Annotated in this window: 22 protein-coding genes; 16 read left to right on the top strand and 6 right to left on the bottom strand. The window is 65.4% G+C overall.

The features are described from left to right. Positions 1–525: 525 nt before the first annotated feature. Entirely contained in the window at positions 526–1,908 is a 1,383-nt protein-coding gene (locus tag QX108_RS05870) for an Nramp family divalent metal transporter (protein ID WP_315780501.1), read from the top strand. Between the two features lie 87 nt (positions 1,909–1,995). On the opposite strand, the gene QX108_RS05865 is transcribed toward QX108_RS05870, so the two are convergent. The 3 genes from QX108_RS05865 to hemB form a co-directional block, all read right to left on the bottom strand. Further along, positions 1,996–2,772, bottom strand: a complete 777-nt coding sequence (locus QX108_RS05865; protein WP_315720511.1) for an arginyltransferase — start codon at positions 2,770–2,772, stop codon at positions 1,996–1,998. An 88-nt stretch (positions 2,773–2,860) separates the two neighbouring features. Then, positions 2,861–3,397 (bottom strand): RDD family protein, encoded by a 537-nt coding sequence (locus QX108_RS05860; protein WP_315780504.1) that lies wholly within the window; start codon positions 3,395–3,397, stop codon positions 2,861–2,863. Between the two features lie 163 nt (positions 3,398–3,560). Continuing rightward, positions 3,561–4,622, bottom strand: coding sequence for a porphobilinogen synthase (hemB, locus tag QX108_RS05855; protein WP_315780506.1), 1,062 nt, complete (start codon positions 4,620–4,622; stop codon positions 3,561–3,563). Between the two features lie 243 nt (positions 4,623–4,865). Between hemB and QX108_RS05850 the strand changes: the two genes are divergently transcribed. The 13 genes from QX108_RS05850 to QX108_RS05790 all read left to right on the top strand — a co-directional run bounded on the left by QX108_RS05850 (position 4,866) and on the right by QX108_RS05790 (position 15,893). Beyond that, entirely contained in the window at positions 4,866–5,333 is a 468-nt protein-coding gene (locus QX108_RS05850) for a DUF6163 family protein (RefSeq protein WP_172109725.1), read from the top strand. Positions 5,334–5,692: 359 nt separating this feature from the next. After that, positions 5,693–6,205, top strand: a complete 513-nt coding sequence (gene ldtR, locus QX108_RS05845) for a transcriptional regulator LdtR (RefSeq protein ID WP_008962376.1) — start codon at positions 5,693–5,695, stop codon at positions 6,203–6,205. A gap of 200 nt (positions 6,206–6,405) precedes the next feature. Beyond that, positions 6,406–6,630: a hypothetical protein gene (locus QX108_RS05840; RefSeq protein WP_315720508.1), complete on the top strand. Its 225-nt coding sequence runs from the start codon at positions 6,406–6,408 to the stop codon at positions 6,628–6,630. Between the two features lie 18 nt (positions 6,631–6,648). Further along, positions 6,649–6,870 carry a hypothetical protein gene (locus QX108_RS05835; protein WP_006612770.1) on the top strand — a complete coding sequence of 74 codons (222 nt, stop codon included), beginning with the start codon at positions 6,649–6,651 and terminating at the stop codon, positions 6,868–6,870. A gap of 106 nt (positions 6,871–6,976) precedes the next feature. Beyond that, positions 6,977–7,459: a hypothetical protein gene (locus QX108_RS05830; protein WP_315720507.1), complete on the top strand. Its 483-nt coding sequence runs from the start codon at positions 6,977–6,979 to the stop codon at positions 7,457–7,459. 185 nt (positions 7,460–7,644) lie between these two features. After that, positions 7,645–8,949 (top strand): serine hydroxymethyltransferase, encoded by a 1,305-nt coding sequence (gene glyA, locus QX108_RS05825; protein ID WP_172109723.1) that lies wholly within the window; start codon positions 7,645–7,647, stop codon positions 8,947–8,949. 14 nt (positions 8,950–8,963) lie between these two features. Continuing rightward, positions 8,964–9,449: a transcriptional regulator NrdR gene (gene nrdR / locus QX108_RS05820; RefSeq protein ID WP_011927287.1), complete on the top strand. Its 486-nt coding sequence runs from the start codon at positions 8,964–8,966 to the stop codon at positions 9,447–9,449. Further along, positions 9,446–10,597 carry a bifunctional diaminohydroxyphosphoribosylaminopyrimidine deaminase/5-amino-6-(5-phosphoribosylamino)uracil reductase RibD gene (gene ribD, locus QX108_RS05815; protein ID WP_315780510.1) on the top strand — a complete coding sequence of 384 codons (1,152 nt, stop codon included), beginning with the start codon at positions 9,446–9,448 and terminating at the stop codon, positions 10,595–10,597. The genes nrdR and ribD overlap by 4 nt, the downstream gene beginning before the upstream one ends. Next, the gene (locus QX108_RS05810; protein ID WP_315720505.1) at positions 10,597–11,205 is read left to right on the top strand and encodes a riboflavin synthase; all 609 of its coding nucleotides are present in this window, start codon (positions 10,597–10,599) and stop codon (positions 11,203–11,205) included. Before ribD ends, QX108_RS05810 begins: the two co-directional genes overlap by 1 nt. A gap of 184 nt (positions 11,206–11,389) precedes the next feature. After that, positions 11,390–11,881: a 6,7-dimethyl-8-ribityllumazine synthase gene (ribH, locus tag QX108_RS05805; protein WP_315720504.1), complete on the top strand. Its 492-nt coding sequence runs from the start codon at positions 11,390–11,392 to the stop codon at positions 11,879–11,881. 1 nt (position 11,882) lies between these two features. Next, positions 11,883–12,389, top strand: a complete 507-nt coding sequence (nusB, locus tag QX108_RS05800) for a transcription antitermination factor NusB (RefSeq protein ID WP_315780513.1) — start codon at positions 11,883–11,885, stop codon at positions 12,387–12,389. A 188-nt stretch (positions 12,390–12,577) separates the two neighbouring features. Beyond that, the gene (thiL, locus tag QX108_RS05795) at positions 12,578–13,570 is read left to right on the top strand and encodes a thiamine-phosphate kinase (RefSeq protein WP_315780515.1); all 993 of its coding nucleotides are present in this window, start codon (positions 12,578–12,580) and stop codon (positions 13,568–13,570) included. A 202-nt stretch (positions 13,571–13,772) separates the two neighbouring features. Beyond that, positions 13,773–15,893: a sodium-translocating pyrophosphatase gene (locus QX108_RS05790; RefSeq protein ID WP_315780517.1), complete on the top strand. Its 2,121-nt coding sequence runs from the start codon at positions 13,773–13,775 to the stop codon at positions 15,891–15,893. 79 nt (positions 15,894–15,972) lie between these two features. On the opposite strand, the gene QX108_RS05785 is transcribed toward QX108_RS05790, so the two are convergent. From QX108_RS05785 to QX108_RS05775, 3 genes are all read right to left on the bottom strand, one after another. Continuing rightward, positions 15,973–17,055 (bottom strand): DUF2336 domain-containing protein, encoded by a 1,083-nt coding sequence (locus tag QX108_RS05785; protein WP_315780519.1) that lies wholly within the window; start codon positions 17,053–17,055, stop codon positions 15,973–15,975. A 225-nt stretch (positions 17,056–17,280) separates the two neighbouring features. Further along, positions 17,281–18,288 carry a tripartite tricarboxylate transporter substrate binding protein gene (locus QX108_RS05780; RefSeq protein ID WP_315780521.1) on the bottom strand — a complete coding sequence of 336 codons (1,008 nt, stop codon included), beginning with the start codon at positions 18,286–18,288 and terminating at the stop codon, positions 17,281–17,283. A 156-nt stretch (positions 18,289–18,444) separates the two neighbouring features. Further along, positions 18,445–18,906: an outer membrane protein assembly factor BamE gene (locus QX108_RS05775; protein WP_172109714.1), complete on the bottom strand. Its 462-nt coding sequence runs from the start codon at positions 18,904–18,906 to the stop codon at positions 18,445–18,447. Positions 18,907–19,036: 130 nt separating this feature from the next. Here QX108_RS05775 and QX108_RS05770 point away from each other — a divergent pair, with 130 nt between their 5' ends. Continuing rightward, positions 19,037–19,573, top strand: coding sequence for a ubiquinol-cytochrome C chaperone family protein (locus QX108_RS05770; RefSeq protein WP_315780582.1), 537 nt, complete (start codon positions 19,037–19,039; stop codon positions 19,571–19,573). A 5-nt stretch (positions 19,574–19,578) separates the two neighbouring features. Then, on the top strand, positions 19,579–20,202 hold the full coding sequence (locus QX108_RS05765) for a DUF177 domain-containing protein (protein ID WP_315780523.1): 624 nt from the start codon (positions 19,579–19,581) through the stop codon (positions 20,200–20,202). The last annotated feature ends 328 nt before the right edge of the window (positions 20,203–20,530 follow it).

Below are 20,530 nucleotides of genomic sequence, written 5' to 3'. Positions count from 1 at the left end.
AGAGCACGCCGAAGTCGAGCACGCGCATGTCGGCTTCGTACGGCGTCCAGCAGCGGCCACCGCCGCCGCATTGTCAGCGGGACGATTGATCCGATAGTCTGGATCCACGGCTTCATCGCCATCGTTGGAGATGTGGCTCCTGAACGACCCGATGCTCCAGTCGTTGAACGCGTCCGTGAACGGAAGGCGGCAAGCTGCGCGGCGCCATCGGCACGCCGGACAGAGGGGCGCATGCGAGGGTTGGCAGGGCCGGTTCATGTCGACGACGCCGTAGCAGTTGCCGGGGACCGTCACAGATCTTGCAGGGCGCAGGTGAATTCGGAACTGAGTTGGGCAGACAGCATGTTGGACCTCATCCGTGGGCAGGCGGCCTGTCGCCGATTCGCGCGCGTTTCAGGCAGGCGACGACGTAGCAGAGGCGGTCTCGCCCGATGATCAAACGGTATCGGAATAATTCCAGGATCCGCCACAATTCGCTCTTGCAAATAAGTTGCATTAAAGGTCGGTTTCGTTCAGGATGACGGCATGGACGCAAAATCGTCAGACCTTTCGCAGCTGCATGCCATGGTTCCGCCGAGCGACCGCCCGATGACGGGAGGATGGCGCGGCGAGCGCGGGGAGCCGTCTCTGGGCGACATGTTCGCCACGGTTCGCACCGCAACCAAGGGATCGCTCTGGCGAAAGCTGCTGGCGTTCCTCGGACCCGGCTATCTGGTCGCGGTCGGCTACATGGACCCCGGCAATTGGGCCACGTCGCTGGCGGGCGGGTCCAAGTTCGGCTACGTGCTGCTCTCGGTCGCGCTGCTGTCCAACCTGATGGCGATCGTGCTGCAGTCGCTGTGCACCCGGCTCGGCGTCGCCACCGGCCGCGACCTGGCCCAGGCCTGCCGCGACTCGACCCCGCGCTGGGTCTCGGTGCCGCTATGGCTGTCGGCGGAGATCGCGATTACCGCGACCGACCTCGCCGAGGTCATCGGCACGGCGATTGGTCTCAGCCTGCTGTTCGGGCTGCCGCTGTCGATCGGTGTCTGTGTGACCGCCCTCGACGTCTTCCTGATTCTGGCGCTGCAGGCGTTCGGCTTCCGCTGGATCGAGGCGTTCGTGGTCGCACTGCTCGGCATCATCGCGCTCTGCTTTGCGATCCAGATCGCCATGGCGCAGCCGGACTGGGCTCTGGTGATCAAGGGCTTCGTGCCGAGCAGCCAGCTGATTGCCAATCCGGAGATGCTCTATCTCGCGCTCGGCATTCTCGGCGCCACGGTGATGCCGCACAATCTGTACCTCCATTCGGGACTGGTGCAGACCCGCGGCTATGGCGACAGTCCCGCGGAGAAGCGCGAGGCGATCACGCTTTCCACGATCGACTCCACGATCGCGCTGTGTCTGGCGTTGACCATCAATGCCTCCATTCTGATTCTGGCGGCGGCGACGTTCCACCGAACGGGGCAGCACGACGTCGCCGAGCTCGATCAGGCGCATTCGTTCCTGGCTCCCTTGCTGGGATCGACGCTGGCTCCGACATTGTTTGCGATCGCGCTGCTGTGCTGCGGCCTCAATTCGACGATCACAGCGACCTTGTCAGGTCAGATCGTGATGGAAGGATTTCTCCATTGGCGCATCGCGCCATGGCTGCGCCGCCTGATCACCCGCATGATTGCGATCGTGCCGGCGGTGGTGGTGACGATCTGGGCCGGCGAAAAGGCCACCGGGCAGCTGCTGATTCTCAGTCAGGTCGTGCTCAGCCTGCAGTTGCCGTTCGCGATCGTGCCGCTGGTCCTGCTCACCGCGAGCCGAGCGAAGATGGGACAGTTCGTGGCGCCACGCTGGCTCACGGCGATTGCGGCCCTGATCGCGGTCGTGATCATCGCCCTCAACGCCAAGCTGGTGTGGGATCTGGCCACCGGATGATGTGAGGCGAATGGCGAAGAGGGAGTAGCGAATAGGCGAAGCTGGAAGCGCGCTATTCGCTACTCCCTCTTCGCCATTCGCCCTCTTTCACTCCTGCGGCTCTGGCGCGGTGTCGCCTTCGGCATCCACACGGAGCCAGCCGGCCGCTGCAAGCCGCTGCTGCGGCAGATAGCGGCTCTTGTAGTCCATCTTCTTCGAGCCTTCGATCCAGTAGCCGAGATAGACGTAAGGCAGTCCCTGGCGCCGCGCCCGCGCGATGTGGTCGAGGATCATGAAGGTGCCGAGCGAGCGCGTGGTCTCGGACGGGTCGAAGAACGAGTACACCATCGACAGGCCGTCGCTGAGCACGTCGGTCAGGGCGACCGCGACCAGCTCGCCCCCCCTGGCGTTTGGACCGTTGCTCAGGTTGCGCCGGCGATATTCGATGATTCGCGTTTCGACATGGCTGTCCTCGACCATCATCGCGTAGTCGAGCACCGTCATGTCGGCCATGCCGCCATGGCGATGGCGCTGATCGAGGTAGCCGCGGAAGATCGAATATTGCTCGGACGTCGGTACCGCGCTGCGCTGCTCGCCGACCAGGTCGGAATTGCGCGCCAGCACCTTGCGGAAGTTGCGCGAGGGACGGAATTCGTTGGCGATCACGCGGACCGACACGCAGGCCCGGCACTGGTCGCAGGCCGGCCGGTAGGCGATCGACTGGCTGCGGCGGAAGCCGCCATGGGTGAGGAGGTCGTTGAGATCGGTCGCCTTGTCGCCGACCAGATGCGTGAACACCTTGCGTTCCTGCCGGCCCGGCAGATACGGGCAGGGCGACGGCGCGGTCAGGTAGAATTGCGGGGTGTCACGCGAGTGCTGGGTCAAGGAACGTCGTGAGCCTCCGAGGCGGTCAACAACAGAATTGCGCTCCGAAGCCGGCCGGTCAATCGGTTTTGGTGGGTCACCTGCGGTCTCACCACGTCCGAGCCGGTTGGGCGAGCTGCGAGCGGACGGACGTATTGATGACGACCGTACCGAGCACGTAATCGTGCAGCAGCCGGCGGCGTCCGTTGAACAATCCGATCAGCAGGATGAAGGGCGACAGCGCCGATACCGAGATCCAGAAGCACACCGCATGCACGGCACCGAGCACAAAGTAGCCGGGCGCGCCGTACCAGGTTCGCAGCTCCAGATCCATGACCCGCATGCCGATCGTTGCCGAGTTCGGCCCGCCGATGGTCGCGCCGTAGTAGACGATCGCCCAGATCACCGAGGCTGGCGAGACCAGCCAGAACAGCGCCCAGCCGAGGCCGAGCGTGACCACGCCGAACACGGCAATGAAGATGACGGCCAGGATGACGGGGACCGCGAGGACCAGGAGGTCGATCAAGAACGCAATCATCCGCCGCGTCAGCACGCCGCGAAACAGCTCCGGCTGCTGATAGGGATCATAGGCATGCGGCCGCGGGCTCGCCCCGCCGCCGTCGTTGCCGGGGCTCGCAGACGCCATCGATGGACCCTCCCGAATTGGCAACCAGGACATGGGAACAGCGCGCGCGCTTGCAAGGGGCGATCCCTGCAACGCGCGCGGCAAATTTCCGGCGTTTTCGCGATTTGTCGCACGGAGCGCCGCACGCCCGGGCGTCGAAACCGCGCAGCGCGTCTGGCCCCGCTCAGCCGTGGCGGCGCAGCCGCTCGGCGGCCTGAGGCGCGAAATAGGTCAGGACGCCGTCGGCCCCGGCGCGCTTGAAGGCGAGCAGGCTCTCCATCATCGCCCGGTCGCCGTCGATCCAGCCATTGTTGGCGGCCGCCGCGATCATCGCATATTCGCCCGACACCTGGTAGGCGAAGGTCGGCATGGCGAACGTGTCCTTCACCCGCCTGACGACGTCGAGATAGGGCATGCCCGGCTTGACCATCACCATGTCCGCGCCCTCGGCGATGTCGAGCTCGACCTCGCGCAGCGCCTCGTCGCTGTTGGCACTGTCCATCTGATAGGTGCGCTTGTCGCCGGTCAGCGTCTTGGCCGAGCCGATCGCGTCACGGAACGGGCCATAGAAGGCTGAGGCGTATTTGGCCGCATAGGCCATGATCTGCACGTCGAGGAAGCCCGACTGGTCCAGCGCCTGGCGGATGGCGCCGACCCGGCCGTCCATCATGTCGGAGGGCGCGATGATGTCGCAGCCGGCTTCGGCCTGGACCAGGGCCTGACGCACCAGGACCGCGACGGTCTCGTCGTTGAGAATGCGGCCGTCCCGGATCAGACCGTCATGGCCGTGACTGGTGAACGGGTCCAGCGCGACGTCGCAGAGAACGCCGATGTCCGGAAACTCCTTCTTGATGGCGCGCACGGCCTGGCAGACCAGATTGTCCGGGTTGCACGCCTCCGAGCCGTGCTCGTCGCGCAGCGACGGCTCGGTGTAGGGGAATAGCGCAATGCAGGGGATCTCCAGCTTGGCGGCGCGCTCGGCGTCGCGGACGATCTCGTCGACGCTCAGCCGCTCGACGCCCGGCATCGAGGCCACCGTGCTGCGGGTGCGGTCGCCTTGCACGACGAACAGCGGCCAGATCAGGTCGTCGGTCGTCAGCACGTTCTCGCGCACCATCCGGCGCGCCCATTCGGCCTTGCGGTTGCGCCGCGGCCGGATGGTCAGATCGAGCACCGGCGGTGTTCCCGCGGCGGGGTTGCGCGCGACGTCGCGCAGATCGATCGGGCGCCCGAATTTGATCGCCATGGGGTGCTGGCTCCTTGAGCTGGCCGGCGAGCCGGAGGATTTTGATTTGTTGTAATTCCAACAATCTGTAGCACTTCGTCCGCCGCCCGTCACTTGACCTGACGCAAGCGGGCCAGGGTTGATTTCCGGCCCGGTTGATTTCACGGTGCGGGATGGCCAAGAAGCGGCCAAGAATCGCCATCCTCCTGGTCTTGAGAGGCCCGATGTTTTCGATGAAGACCTGCCCGATCTGCCTGAGCCGCCATGCCTGAGATCCCCTCGGCGCGAGACCTGGCGCGCGACAACGCCGCCATGTCCATTGCCGCCATGTCCTCAGATCGGCGCGAGGGTGACGAGAATGTCTGGACGCGACGGCTCGTGCTGTTCCTGCGCGTCATGGCGATGCTGTCGATCGTCAAGGGACTCTATCACTGGGCGCAGGTGACCGGCTTCATCGGCGGGGAGGACGATGCATTCGAGAACCAGGCCATGGCCTGGCAGGCCGCAACGGTCTATTTCGCGGTGATCGAGCTGGTCGCCGCCGTGGGCCTTTGGCTGGCAACGCCGTGGGGTGCGGTGGTGTGGCTCACCACGGTGGTCTCGATGGCGGTGATCGAGCTGATGTTCCCGGGCATCTATGGTGGCAATCTGGTGGTGGTTGCCGGCGAGGCGGTCATGCTTGCCGCCTATCTCGTATTGGCCTGGATGGCTGCGCGCGAGCGACCACCATAGGTGGTGCGTTCCAATCGTTGCCCGGCGTAAATCCTTTCAACGCATTGCGGGTAATGTTTCGAACACCTTAAGAGCGTTTGCCACAGCTGTTACAGACACCTTAGCGTGCAAGCCGTAGCTGTTTTGGAATGCGACAGCGGGATGAAACGAACCGCGAACATCGGGCATCGACCGTCAACGGACTCTTGCAAAAGCCTCTGTAATTACTGAATTAAAAGACGATTCACTCTCCGCGATTCATTCTCTCTTTATGCTCTTATTTAAGGCGATCTTCAAAGCACGCCCCTTAAGTTCGCTCTATCAGACGGGACACAAGTTTCGTCGAATAAGTCGACAAAAACGACGACAGGGGAAGTGTCATGATGAAAGCCGTTGCGACGGCCGTGGAGACTGCTGCGCCGGGTCAGGGCGGCACCGTCCAGTCGCTCTATCTGGAAGCCCTGACTCTGGTGGAGCGGCTGCATCGCCGCCTGCTCGACGTCATCAAGGACGAGTTCGACCGCCGCGGTCGTTCCGACATCAATTCGGTCCAGGCGCTCTTGCTCTATAACATCGGCGACAAGGAGCTGACCGCGGGCGAGCTGCGCACGCGCGGCTACTATCTCGGCTCCAACGTCTCCTACAATCTGAAGAAGCTGGTCGAGCTCGGTTTCCTCGATCACCAGCGCTCGCGCGTCGATCGCCGCTCGGTCCGCATCCGCCTGACCCCGCAGGGCCAGGAGATCCGCCGCATCGTCGACTCGCTGTATCAGAAGCACGTCAAGACCGTGGAGCAGGTCGGCGGCATTTCGAGCGAGGAGTTCTCCACGCTGAACAAGTCGCTGCATCGCCTCGAGCGGTTCTGGACCGATCAGATTTTGTATCGGCTCTGACACGCGCACATCGTTTCGGTTGAGCCGGCCTCCCAACGCGGAGATCAAGACCGGACAGCCGTCTGAGTTCGACCTTGCGTCGGTCCCGCTTGGGGCCGGCGCTTTTTCTTGTGGTGTTCCTATTCGCTGTTGCGAGAAACTTCCGCTCCGAGCTGGAACCAACCAGGCCTCCACGACTTGTCCCCGCCGGAGGTTGGATCATGCTGCACGATCGCGGAATGCAGGTGATGAACGTGGAGGTGGTCGCCGACTCCTACGCGATCGCGGCCAACTATCTGCGCCTGTCAGGTGTGCTGCCGGACACGATCACGCCGAACGAACAGCTCGTCGACATCATCGTGCAGCTGATCCACCGCGGAGAATTCAACAAGCTCAGGCTCGCGAACAAGGCGATCTCGATGTTCGAGATGGCCTCTGCGGCCTGACCATCAAGAGGGGATGATATGGAAGCCGCCATCGATCGGATCATGCACACTTACGACCTGCTGGCGAACCGCACTGCGGCGGCCAGCGAGGAAGCGCGGCGCAAGGTCAGCGCCTACATCCAGACCTTGTTCGAAGCTGGCGAGCGTGACCCGCATCGTCTCACCGTGTGCGGCCTGACCTATCTGCGCCAGCTCGACGGCCGCGTCGATCCGGTGAAGGCGGGCTACACCGGGCTCTGATGACCCTGGCGCAAGATGCTCGCGCTTGGCGCTTGCCTCATGATACCGGCAACCTGTATGAGACCGTCTGGTTTCATGCAGGTTGTTTTTTTGGGGGGAGCCGTCGATGCTTTTGCTGTCCCGAATGATACTGACTACCGCAGTCATGGTGTTGGTTTGCGGGGAGCTGGTCGTCTCTACGAGTACGGCCGAGCCGGTTGCCTCTCCGAAGGGACCGAACAGTCGCAAAGCCCTAGCGAAAGTTGGGGCCTGCGCAGAGACGACGATTACGAGAATCGCCGATCGGTTCGACGAGCCGCTATCGCCGACACCGTTCAAAAGCGGCGAAAAGCGCGACGAGGACGGTGAGCCGCTGATGGATTCTGGCACCTACGTTCAGTATCAGAACGGTGCCGAGCAGATCGACGCAGAGTGGAATGCCGGCGTGGCCCATTCCAAGCTGGGCGACCCCGTCCGTCTCTGCACGGTCTGGAAACCGAAGAAGTGTCCTCCCGGCGACGATCGGGGGCGGATCTACAAGGCGACCAACCTGCGGACCAACGAGACCTGGCAGATGTCGGAGAGCTGGCACTCCTGCGGCGGGGCGTGAGCAGGGGCTTGTTCCAGCGGCCGTCCACCATATCTGGCGCAAATATCCGGTTTGACCCGCAACCGCTTGACCTGTCCCTTGGCCTGCCGCCGCCCGTATGGTAAGGGCAGGGGTCTTTTCCGACCGCCTTCACTGAACCGACCGCCGGCCCCTCAAGGCCTTGCGGACGTGGAGATATTCCGCCGATGACCGCTTCCAGCGCCAAGCCCGCCTCGTCAGTCGATTCTTTCTTCTCCGCCACCCTGGCCGAGGCCGATCCCGAGATCGCCGCCGCCATCAAGGGTGAGCTCGGTCGGCAACGGCACGAAATCGAGCTGATCGCCTCGGAAAACATCGTCAGCCGGGCGGTCCTGGAGGCCCAGGGCTCGGTCATGACCAACAAATACGCCGAGGGCTATCCGGGCGCGCGCTACTATGGCGGCTGCGAATGGGTCGACGTCGCCGAGAACCTCGCGATCGACCGCGCCAAGAAGCTGTTCGGCGCCAATTTCGCCAACGTCCAGCCGAACTCCGGCAGCCAGATGAACCAGGCGGTGTTCCTGGCGCTCTTGCAGCCCGGCGACACCTTCATGGGCCTCGACCTCGCTGCCGGTGGCCATCTGACCCACGGCTCGCCGGTCAACATGTCCGGCAAGTGGTTCAAGGCCGCGCACTACACCGTGCGCCGCGACGACCACCTGATCGACATGGATGCGGTGGCCAAACAGGCTGAGGAAGTGAAGCCGAAGCTGATCATCGCCGGCGGCAGCGCCTATTCGCGCCCCTGGGACTTCAAGCGCTTCCGCGAGATCGCCGACAGCGTCGGCGCCTACCTGCTGGTCGACATGGCCCACTTCGCCGGCCTCGTCGCCGGCGGCGCGCATGCCTCGCCGGTGCCGCACGCTCACATCGTCACCACCACGACCCACAAATCGCTGCGCGGCCCGCGCGGCGGCCTGATCCTTTGGAACGACGAGCAGTTCACCAAGAAGCTGAACTCGGCGATCTTCCCCGGATTGCAGGGCGGCCCGCTGATGCACGTCATCGCGGCCAAGGCGGTGGCGTTCGCCGAGGCGCTGCGGCCGGAGTTCAAGGTCTACGCGAAGAACATCGTCGAGAACGCGAAGGCGCTGGCGGAATCGCTGCGCGCCCAGGGTTTCGATATCGTCTCCGGCGGCACCGACAACCACCTGATGCTGGTCGACCTCCGGCCGAAGGGGCTGAAGGGCAACGTCTCGGAGAAGGCGCTGGTCCGCGCCGGCATCACCTGCAACAAGAACGGCATCCCGTTCGACCCCGAGAAGCCGTTCGTCACCTCGGGCCTTCGTCTCGGCACCCCGGCGGCGACCACCCGCGGCTTCGGCGTCGCGGAATTCCAGCAGGTCGGCAGCCTGATCGCCGAGGTGCTGAACGCGATTGCGCAGTCCTCGGAAGGCAGTGCGCCGCTGGTGGAAGCCGCGGTCAAGGACAAGGTGAAGGCACTGACCGACCGGTTCCCGATCTATCAGTAAGGCTTGAAGCCACAATGCGCTGCCCGAGCTGCAACAGCCTCGATACGCAGGTGAAGGACTCCCGCCCCACCGAGGACTCCTCGGTGATCCGGCGGCGGCGGGTCTGCGTCACCTGCAACTTCCGCTTCACGACCTTCGAGCGGGTGCAGCTGCGCGAACTCACCGTCATCAAGCGCAACGGCCGCCGCGTGCCGTTCGACCGCGACAAGCTGATGCGCTCGGTGCAGATTTCCTTGCGCAAGCGCTCGGTCGATCCGGAGCGGGTCGAGAAGATGGTGTCGGCGATCGTGCGCGAGCTCGAGAGCGGCGGTGAATCGGAGGTGTCCTCGGAGGCGATCGGCGAGATCGTGATGGAGCATCTGCGCGACCTCGACGACGTCGCCTATGTCCGCTTCGCCTCGGTCTATCGCAATTTCCGCGAGGCCAAGGATTTCGAGGCCGTGCTCGGCGAGCTCTCGGCCGAGGACGAGACGCCGCGGCTGGCGCCGGTCCGCAAATGATCTTCCGGGTCCTGGTCGATCAGGTCGGTGAAAAGCTGAAGGCGCAAAAGGACGCCGACCGCCGCTTCATGCAGCTGGCGCTGGCGCTTGGCCGGCGTGGGCAGGGTCGCACCTGGCCGAACCCGGCTGTCGGCGCAGTGGTGGTCAAGGATGGCATCATCATTGGCCGTGGCTGGACCCAGCCGGGCGGGCGTCCGCACGCCGAGCCGGAGGCGCTCCGGCGGGCTGGCGCGGCCGCCAAGGGTGCCACGCTCTATGTGACCCTGGAGCCGTGCTCGCATTTCGGCAAGTCGCCGCCTTGCGTCGACGCGGTGATCGCCGCCGGCATCAGCCGCGTCGTGTCCGCGATCGAGGACCCCAATCCCGAGGTCGCGGGGCAGGGGCATGCGAAGCTGCGTGCCGCCGGCATCCAGGTCGAGGTCGGTCTCTGTTCGGCCGACGCCAAGCGCGACCATGCCGGCCATTTCCGCCGTATCCGTGATGGCCGGCCGCATGTGATCCTCAAGCTCGCCGTCTCGGCCGACGACAAGATCGCAGCCAGCGGCAGCACGCCTGTGGCGATCACGGGCGCGGCCGCACGGACGCGCGTGCATCTGTTGCGCGCCCAGAGCGACGCGATCCTGATCGGCGTGCGCACCGCGATCGCCGATGATCCGCTGCTGACCTGCCGGCTCCCGGGGATGGATCTCCGCTCTCCGGTGCGCGTCGTGCTCGATCCGATGCTGCGGCTGCCTATGACCAGCCGTTTGGTGCAATCAGCGCGAACCACGCCGCTCTGGATGGTCGCGTCCGCGCTAGCGGAGCCCGCGGCGGCGACCAAGCTCGGTGCTGCCGGTGCTCAGGTCATCCGCGTGCCGCCGCAGGCCGAGCCATCGGCGCTGGAGCCGCCCGCGGTGCTCAAGGCGCTCGCCGAGAAGGGCATCACCCGCCTGATGATCGAGGGCGGCAGCCGCGTCGCATCATCCTTCATGGCGAGCGGTCTCGTCGACGAGATCTGGCTCCTGCGCGGTCCCGGCACGATCGGCGCCGACGGGATTGCTGCGCTGGATGCATTGCCGCTGACCGCAATCACGCAGTCGCAGGCCTATCGCGTTCGTGCTAGCGAGACGCTCGATCCCGACACCCTTACGATTTACGAGCGCGTGTAATGTTCACCGGCATCGTCACCGACATCGGCGAGATCGTCAGCCTGACGCCGCGGACCGAGGGCAAGCTGCACCGGCTGCGGATCGCCTGCAGCTATGATCAGGCCACGATTGCCGATGGCGCGTCGATCGCCAACAACGGCGTCTGCCTTACGGTTGTGCAGTCGGGTGTCGCCGACGGGAAGACCTGGTTCGAGGTCGATGCCGCCGCGGAGACGCTGGCGCTGACGACGGCCAGGCACTGGCGCGTCGGCTCGAAGCTCAACCTGGAGCGGGCGCTGAAGATCGGCGACGAGCTCGGCGGTCACATCGTCTCCGGCCATGTCGACGGCATCGCGACCATCGTCAGCCGCGAGAACCTGCCGGACATGGCGCGGTTCGTGTTCAAGACGAGCCGCGAACTGGCCCGCTTCATCGCCACCAAGGGCTCGATCACCCTCGATGGCGTGTCGCTGACGGTCAACACCGTCGACGATCTGACCTTCTCGGTGCTGATCATTCCGCATACGCTGAGCGTCACCACGCTGTCATCCTGGCAGGCCGGCAGCGAGGTCAATATCGAGGTCGACCTGATGGCGCGCTACGCCGCGCGCCTCACGGAAATGAAGTAGCCTCCAAGCGAGGCTTTCCGTCTTGGCTTTGCCGGCGCTCGCGCCTACAAGGCCAGCCCTCATGGCGAGGCGGCGCTGCTGCGCCGGTTCGCAGCATGAGGCCAATTTCATCTCGTCCTTCGCGATGCGGCCCATTGGCCGCTCCCTCAAGGGCGAGGCAGCTGAAGACAATGGAAACCGAACCATGGCAGACGCACGGCGCGCGCCGCTGAAAGACCAGACCGACATCACCGGCGCTCGCGCGCTGATCGTCGAGGCGCGCTTCTACGACGACATCCAGGACGCGATGCTCGAGGGCGCCACCGCCGAGTTGAAGGCGGCCGGTGTGAGCTACGACGTCCTCACTGTCACCGGCTCGCTGGAGATCCCGGCGACGATCGCGATCGCGCTGGATGCGGCGGCCAAGACCGGCAAGCCCTATGATCTCGCGATCGCGCTCGGTTGCGTCATCCGAGGCGACACCATCCATTTCGAGATCGTCTCGCAGGAATCTTCGCGGGCGCTGATGGACCTCTCGGTCGCCCGCGGCCTGCCGCTCGGCAACGGCATCCTGACGGTCAACAATGAGGACCAGGCGTGGGCGCGCGCCCGCGTGTCCGAGATGAACAAGGGCGGCGATGCCGCGCGGGCTGCGCTGGCCGTGCTGCGCATCAAACGCCGCCTGGCGCGAGGCTGACATGGCCGAGAACAAACCCTTCAAGGGCCCGATCCGCGCCAACAACGACCGCAAGGCCAACCGCCGCGGCGCCGCGCGTCTCGCCGCTGTCCAGGCGCTCTACCAGATGGATATCGCCGGCGCCGGGATCAACGACGTCCTGGCCGAATTCGAGAGCCACTGGCTCGGCAACGAGGTCGAGGGCGAGCAGTATCTGCCCGCCGAGGCCGCGTTCTTCCGCGACATCGTCTCCGGTGTGGTGCGCGACCAGACCAAGATCGATCCGGTGCTCGATACCGCGCTGGAGCGCGGCTGGCCGCTGCAGCGGATCGACGCGATCCTGCGCGCGGTGCTGCGCGCCGGCGCCTATGAGCTGGAGCGGCGCAAGGACATTCCGGCCCGCGTCGTCGTGTCCGAATATGTCGACATCGCCCACGCCTTCGTCGAGCGCGACGAAACCGGCATGGTCAATGCCGTGCTCGAGCAACTGGCCAGGCAGTATCGCGGCGACGAGATGGGGCCGAAGTAGGTGGTGAGCCGGGCCGCAGCAGGGCTGTTGCGAACCGGCGCGGTGCCAGCGTGCTTGCTCAACTGTCATCACCCGCGAAAGCGGGTGATCCAGTATTCCAGAGACGTCGGGGGGATACCGAGGGGCCGCGGCGTACTGGATCGCCCGGTCAAGCCGGGCGATGACAGCGGAGTGCAGGGAGGGCGCCGATGACCCAAGCTCCGTCCGGCGAAGATTCCCTCATCGCCCGCTACTTCAAGCCGCTGGCGACCGACCCCGGCGCGTTCGGCCTTGTCGACGACGCCGCCATCATTCCGGCCTCGGGCGACGACCTCGTCGTCAACACCGACGCCATCGTCGAGGGCGTTCACTACCTCCCGGACGATCCGCCCGATACGGTCGCGCGCAAGGCGCTGCGGGTGAACCTGTCCGATCTCGCGGCCAAGGGCGCGGTGCCGGCTGGCTTCCTGCTGACCCTGGCGCTGCGCCGGACAGATGAAGCTTGGCTCGCCGCCTTCGCCGGCGGTCTCGGCGAGGACGCCGCGACGTTCGGCTGCCCGCTGCTCGGCGGCGACACCGTGTCCACGCCGGGACCTGTCATGATCTCGATCACCGCGTGGGGGCGTGTCCCCCGGGGCCGGATGGTCCACCGCTTTGGAGCGGGTGCCGGCGACCGGGTGATGGTCACGGGCACGATCGGCGATGCTGCGCTCGGCCTGCGCATTCTTCAGGGCAGAGCAGAGGCGGGCGCGCCGAACGCCGATCCCGCCGCGCGGGATATGCTGATCGGCCGCTATCGCCTGCCGCAGCCGCGCTGCGGGCTGGCGGCGGCGGTGAGGGACTACGCGACAGCGTCGATGGACGTCTCTGATGGCCTGGCCGGCGACCTGACCAAGCTTTGTGCTGCCTCTTCCGTGAGCGCCGACATCGATCTGTCACGTGTTCCGATCTCAACAGCAGCTGCACAGCTTCTCGCTGCCGGATCGGTCCAACTGGAAACGCTGATCTCGGGCGGCGACGACTACGAGATCCTCTGCACCGTTCCCGCAGCGCAATGCGAAGCATTCCGCGCTGCAGCTACGACGGCCGGCGTGGACCTGACCGAACTCGGCGCCATCGCCGAAGGATCGCATCCGCCGCGCTTCCTGGACGGGCAGGGCCGTCCAGTTGCGCTGACGCGCCTGTCCTTCAGTCACTTCTGACATTTGTTCGCAACCGCACATTGCGACCAAAGAAGCGTCTGAATTTGGAGCGGTTCAGGCGTCGCGGCGTTGCGTCATCATGGCGATTTTGGCAAGGTCCATGACGTTCGAGGCGGCTCCGCCCGGAGCGGCCTGACAGGGGGCGTGCGTCGCACCATCGCGGCGTGACGTAGTTAGAAAAGCAAAGAGCCGAGGAAACTAAATGTCAGCTTTATGGGTGATCGTGCTCTGCGGAGCGCTGTCGATCGTCTATGCGATCTGGGCCACACAATCGGTGCTCAGTGCGGACGCCGGCAATGCGCGCATGCAGGAAATCGCAGCGGCCGTGGCCGAGGGCGCTCAGGCCTATCTCCGCCGCCAATACACGACGATCGGGTTAGTCGGCGTCGTGATCTTCGTGCTCCTTGCGTATTTCCTCGGTATGCTCGTCGCGATCGGCTTTGCGATCGGCGCGATCCTCTCCGGCGCCGCCGGCTTCATCGGCATGAACGTCTCGGTGCGCGCCAACGTCCGCACCGCGCAGGCCGCAATCACTTCGCTCGCTGGCGGCCTCGAGCTCGCCTTCAAGGCCGGCGCGATCACGGGCCTGCTGGTCGCCGGTCTCGCGCTGCTCGGCGTCACCATCTACTTCGGCATCCTCACCGGCTTCATGAAGCTCGCGCCCGACAGCCGCACCGTGATCGATGCGCTGGTCGCGCTCGGCTTCGGCGCCTCGCTGATCTCGATCTTCGCCCGTCTCGGCGGCGGCATTTTCACCAAGGGCGCCGACGTCGGCGGTGACCTCGTCGGCAAGGTCGAGGCCGGCATCCCCGAGGATGATCCGCGCAACCCCGCGACCATCGCCGACAACGTCGGCGACAATGTCGGCGACTGCGCCGGCATGGCCGCCGACCTGTTCGAAACCTACGCGGTGACCGCGGTCGCCACCATGGTGCTCGCGGCGATCTTCTTCGCCAAGTCGTCGCTGCTCGCCAACATGATGACCCTGCCGCTCGCCATCGGCGGCATCTGCATCATCACCTCGATCGCCGGCACGTTCTTCGTCAAGCTCGGCGCCAGCCAGTCGATCATGGGCGCGCTCTACAAGGGCCTGATCGCGACCGGCGTGCTGTCGCTCGCCGGTGTCGCGATTGCGATCGGGTGGCTGATCGGCTTCGGCAAGCTCGACGGCGTCGACTACACCGGCACCGCGCTGTTCGTTTGCGGCGTCGTCGGCCTCGTCGTCACCGGCCTGATCATCTGGATCACCGAGTACTACACCGGCACCGACTTCCGCCCGGTGAAGTCGATTGCGGCGGCCTCGGTGACCGGTCACGGCACCAACGTGATCCAGGGCCTCGCCATCTCGATGGAATCGACCGCGCTGCCAGCGATCGTGATCATCGCAGGCATCCTGGTCACCTACAGCCTCGCCGGCCTGTTCGGCATCGCGATCGCGACCACGACGATGCTGGCGCTGGCCGGCATGATCGTCGCCCTCGACGCCTTCGGTCCGGTCACCGATAACGCTGGCGGCATTGCCGAAATGGCCGGCCTGCCCAAGGAGGTCCGCAAGTCCACCGACGCGCTCGACGCCGTCGGCAACACCACCAAGGCGGTGACCAAGGGCTACGCGATCGGCTCCGCCGGTCTCGGCGCGCTCGTGCTGTTCGCGGCCTATAATCAGGACCTGCAGTTCTTCATCGCCGACTCCGCGAAGCATCCTTACTTCGCGGGCATCAAGCCGGACTTCTCGCTGAACAACCCCTACGTCGTGGTCGGCCTGTTGTTCGGCGGCCTGCTGCCGTATCTGTTCGGCGCGATGGGCATGACCGCGGTCGGCCGCGCCGCAGGTGCGATCGTCGAGGAGGTGCGCCGGCAGTTCCGCGAGAAGCCGGGCATCATGCAGGGCACGGACAAGCCGGATTACGGCAAGGCCGTCGACCTGCTGACCAAGGCGGCGATCAAGGAGATGATCATTCCCTCGCTGCTGCCGGTGCTGTCGCCGATCGTCGTCTACTTCCTGATCTACGCGATCGCGGGCGGTGGCGCGGCTGGCAAGTCGGCGGCGTTCTCGGCCGTCGGTGCCATGCTGCTCGGCGTCATCGTCACCGGCCTGTTCGTTGCGATCTCGATGACCTCCGGCGGCGGCGCCTGGGACAATGCCAAGAAGTACATCGAGGACGGCCATTTCGGCGGCAAAGGCTCGGATGCGCACAAGGCGGCCGTCACGGGTGACACCGTCGGCGATCCCTACAAGGACACGGCGGGCCCGGCGGTGAACCCGATGATCAAGATCACCAACATCGTGGCCCTGCTGCTACTGGCGATCCTGGCGCACTGAGTAGTCGTGGTCCGAAAACAAAGCCCCGCGGTGTGAGCCGCGGGGCTTTGATTTGAACTCGGTTCGTTGTTGAGAAAGACTACTCCGCCGCGCGCTGTCGTGTCCGATAGCTTTGCAGCATGCTCTGCGCCATGCGCGGCTGCATTTGCGTGAAGCTCGCCAGGTGCTGATCGAGCTGCGGGCGCGCGCTGCCGCTGACATGCGCCTGCATGAACAGCAGCGTCGTCGTCGTCACCCAGGACAGGTCGAGCGCCTTGGCGATCACCAGGAGCTGGTCCGGCTGCTTGCGGACGAAGGCGCGCTCGACCAGATCGAGCGGCAGCTTGCACATCAGGGACAGCGCCAGCGTGACCTTGTCGAAGCTGCCTTCCTTGGCAAAGCCGTGCAGCTGCGCCTCGTGCAGTTGGCCGGTGGCGTGGAGCTGCTCGACATAGGCCTTGGCATGATCAAAATCGTTCGAGCGCGTCCGCGCCGCGGCTTGCATATGGCCCGACGCTTGGGCGACGGCGAGCTCGACGATCTCGGAGCGCGCCGCGTCGGCACTGGCGAGTTGGTTGCGCACGGCATCAGAGGCTTCGACGAACAGGCGGACCAGCACTTCGCGCGGGCTGTCGGGGCGGCTCCAGAGCTTCAGCGCCAGGCCCGGATCATCGGAGGCCTTGGTCACGAGGCCGGAGAAGCCGTGATTTGAGAAGCGGGCGCCGTCATTGTTCGCGGTGTTCGAAACAACGGCCTGGTCGCCGCGATCGACCAGCACGTCGGTGACGGATTCGGTCAGGGTCTTGCGGCCGGAGATGGCAAGCAGATGCTCCTGGCCACGGGTCTGTGCGGCCGCGACCAGCGTAGTCTCATCAAGCCGGTCGCTCTGGCGCAGCACCGGACCGGCAACCGCAATCGTTTCATCCGCGGCCAGGTGCTTGATCAGGCGCGGCGGCGCATCGGGAAGCACCGCGAGCCGGCTGCCGAGTTCCGCGCGCGCGGCGATCGCCACGTTATCGAGCAGCTTGAACAGCACGTGGTCGAACAGATCGACATGCTCTTCGTTGAACTTGCCCGAGCCGACCACGAACAGGTCGGTCACGCGTTCCAGGATTTCCGCGCGCCGCGAGACGTAGCGGCTGGCAAGAATGTCTTCGAGCTGATGCAGGACGCTATTTGGCAAGACGCGGGCTCATGCGATGGACATCGCCGGTGCCTGCCCCTCGGACGGTCACCGGGCCGCCTCTTTGGAGGGAAGAGGCCCGGCATCCGCTGACGGTATCCAAAAACCAGATCAAAGACACGCGGCCGCCATCTATCGCACCACCCCGCTTAAGGTGCCGTTACACCATGGACTGTATCGGGCTACTGCATGCTGGATCGCAGCCGGCGGGATCCGGCGTGCCGGTCACTGCGCGTCCATCTGCAGGCCTTCCTTTTGGATGATGGACGCGAACTTGCTCGTCTCTGCCTGCACGAAGTCGCCGAATTGCTGCGGCGTGCCGTAGTCGGCCCGCGCGCCCATGGCCGCGATATTCTTGCGGATGTCCTCGCGCTCCAGCATCGCCTTGACCTGCAGGTTCAGCGCGGTGACGATCTCGGGCGGGCAGGCCTTGGGCAGGAAGACGCCGAACCAGGACGAGACGTCGAACTTGGCCAGCTCCGGCGCGCTCTCGCGCATGGTCGGCAGGTCAGGTGCATTGGCGCTGCGCTCCGGCGTCGTCACGCAGAGCCCGGTCAGCTTGCCGTCCTGGATCTGCGGGAGCGATGGAAACAGATTGTCGAACAGGATCTGAATGTCGCCGGCGAGCGCGGCCTGCAGCGCCGGGCCGGCGCCGCGGAACGGGATGTGCGTCATCTTCAATCCCGTGAGCTGCAGGAACCATGCGCCGGTGAGGTGCGGGCTCTGGCCGACGCCGGAGGAGCCGTAGTTCAGCTTGTCGGGATTAGCCTTGAGAAATGCGATCAGCTCGGGAATCGACTTGATGCCGGTGGAGGGATGCGCCGAGACGATGTTCGGGATGCGGATCATGTTGGACACCGCCTGCAGCTGATCCGGCTTGTAGGCGAGGTTGCGGAAGATGGAATAGGCGATCGCGTTCGGGCCGGGATTGCCGATGAGGATGGTGGAGCCGTCGCCCTTGGTGTTGCGTGCGACCTCGGCGGTGCCGATGGTGCCGCCGCCGCCGGAGCGATTCTCGACCACGGCCGATTGTCCCCACGCCGTCTGCAGATGCGCCGCGAGCAGCCGGCCCATCACGTCGGTGCTGCCGCCGGGCGCGGCCGGCACGATCAGCTTCACCGTCTCGGTGGGGCGCCAGTCGGCGAGACTCGTGCGCGGAAGAATGGCGGCGGTCGAGAGCGCGGCGGCGCCCGTGAGAAGCTTGCGGCGCGATAGCGCGGTGCGATGAGCCAATGATTCCTCCCTGCTGTTGTTTTGTCGCAGGGTAGGGAAGGTTGCTGCGCCAGCGCAAGCGCATGGATCACGCGCATGCTGCGCCAATCAGCGCAGCGAGCGCATTTTGTGCCGTGGCCCGGAATCATATTCCGGACGACGGCGATCGGCGCTGGATCAGTTGAAGCTGAGCAGCTTGAACAGCGGCGTCAGGTAGCTGAGCTCCTGGCCGGAGGTCGCCGTGGTGCGGCTGACGAAGTCGAAGATCTTGCCGTCCTTCATGCCGTAATTGGCGAGCCGGCGGACCTGGCGGTTCTTGTCGAAATAGACCGCGATCACGCGCTGATCGACCACCTTCTGGTTCATGAAGGCGACGGGGCGCTCGGCGCGCTGCGAGATGTAGTAGAACACCTCACCGTCGAGCGTGGCGACGGTCGATGGCGTGCCCATCACGATCAGGACCTGGTCCTGGCTCGCCCCGATCGGGATCTGCTCCAGCGCGCCGGGCGGCATGATGTAGCCCTTCTGGAACTGCTCGCCGGTGCAGGCGGCCAGCGCCAGACAGGTCAGCGCGATGGCGCCGGCAGTGCGCAGACGGGTGCGGAGGCCACGGGTAAGCAGGCTGGCAGTCGTTCGCATTGTCTGGGTCATCTTCTCAAGATCGGATCCCGTCCCCTTGCGTCGGGCAGGGCGTTGACGTACCGGGCAAACTTGCGGATTGCAACATGCCGTCCGAACCGGGTCGGGAAAACTCAGCCGCGGAACCTTCATGCTCTGGCCATTCAACCATCTCAGGAAATTGCGACCGTCCCCGCGCGGGACCATCGAGCCGATCTATGGCACGATCGTGGCGCAAACCCGAGAACCGTTGTTTTATAGACACTTAAATGTCCCCGACACGGTCGAGGGACGGTTCGATCTGCTGATTCTGCACCTCTGGCTGGTGCTGCGCCGGCTGCGCGGGGTCGGTGCGGAGCTGTCGCAGGCGCTGTTCGACCGGTTCTGCGCCGACATGGACGACAATCTGCGCGAGATGGGGGTTGGCGACCTCACCGTGCCCAAGCGCATGCAGAAATTCGGCGAGGCCTTCTACGGCCGCACTGCCGCCTATGATCTCGCCTGGTCGGAAAGCGAGGCCCGGCTGGCGGAGGCGCTGCAGAAGAATATCTTGAATGGAGAGCATCCGGACAGCGCGGCGGAACTCGCCGCCTATGCGGGACGGGTGGCGGCGCACCTCGCCACCCTCGACGACAACAAGCTGCTCGGCGCGACCTGGAGCTTCCCGCGCCCGGTGCAGCAGGACTGAACGACATGAGCAGAGACAGAGACATTTCCCGCGACCCCGGCCGCGATCCGACAAAAGATCCCTGGCGGGCCGCGCCGGTGATCGTGGCGCAGATCCCGGACGCCGGGCTTCATCGCGAGATCGAGGCGGACGCGGCCACACGAAGCGCGCTCGCGGTCATGGGCGAGCTGCGCGAGGTGATGTCGGCGCACGCCGCCTTCGATGTGGTCCAGAAGCGTGACGGCAAGGTGCACGTCGAAGGCCGGGTGCGCGCCCGGATCGGCCAGACCTGCGTGGTGACGCTCGATCCGATCGAGACCGAGATCGACGAGCCGATCGACCAGATGTTCGCACCGCCGGAAGACATTCCGGAATTGGCCGAGTTCGTCGAGGACGACCCGAACAGCGAGGTCGATACGGCCGATCCGCCCGAGCCGATCGTCAATGGCCAGATCGATCTCGGGCGGCTGGCCGCCGATGCGCTGTTCCTGGGGATTGACCCCTATCCGCGCAAGCCGGGCGCGGCGTTCGAGCAGCCGGCCGAGGCCGCCGACCCGGAGGATCACCCGTTTGCGGCGCTGAAGGCGTTGAAATCCGCCGGCGGCGCAACGTCCGGCCCGGCCAAAGCGAAGAAAACGGGTGAGGATTGATGTCTGAATGTGCAGGCCGGCCGCGCTCCCGTCCTGTCACGAAGCCTCCCGAATTCGGCTCAAGTTGCTGATTTCGATGGCAAAGACCGATCCGTCTCCCGCTCCTTGCACCGCCGCGGTTGCAAAATCCGTCGCCGCCGGGAGGTTGTTTCGACACGGAGAGACGCTATTGTCGCGCCGGGTCGGGGTGCGACGAAAATGCTCGGCGGCTGTGGGATTGTGCCTCAACTCTCCCCTGGCCGTGCAGTGCCTCTGAACGACCACCAAAACACGGCTAAGCAAGGCCAAGCGAGTCAAGGCCAACACGAGATCAAGCTCGAGATCAGGT

Source organism: Bradyrhizobium sp. SZCCHNR1002 (assembly GCF_032381435.1).
Lineage (GTDB): Bacteria > Pseudomonadota > Alphaproteobacteria > Rhizobiales > Xanthobacteraceae > Bradyrhizobium > Bradyrhizobium aeschynomenes.
This window is presented reverse-complemented; position numbering and strand designations above follow the sequence as displayed.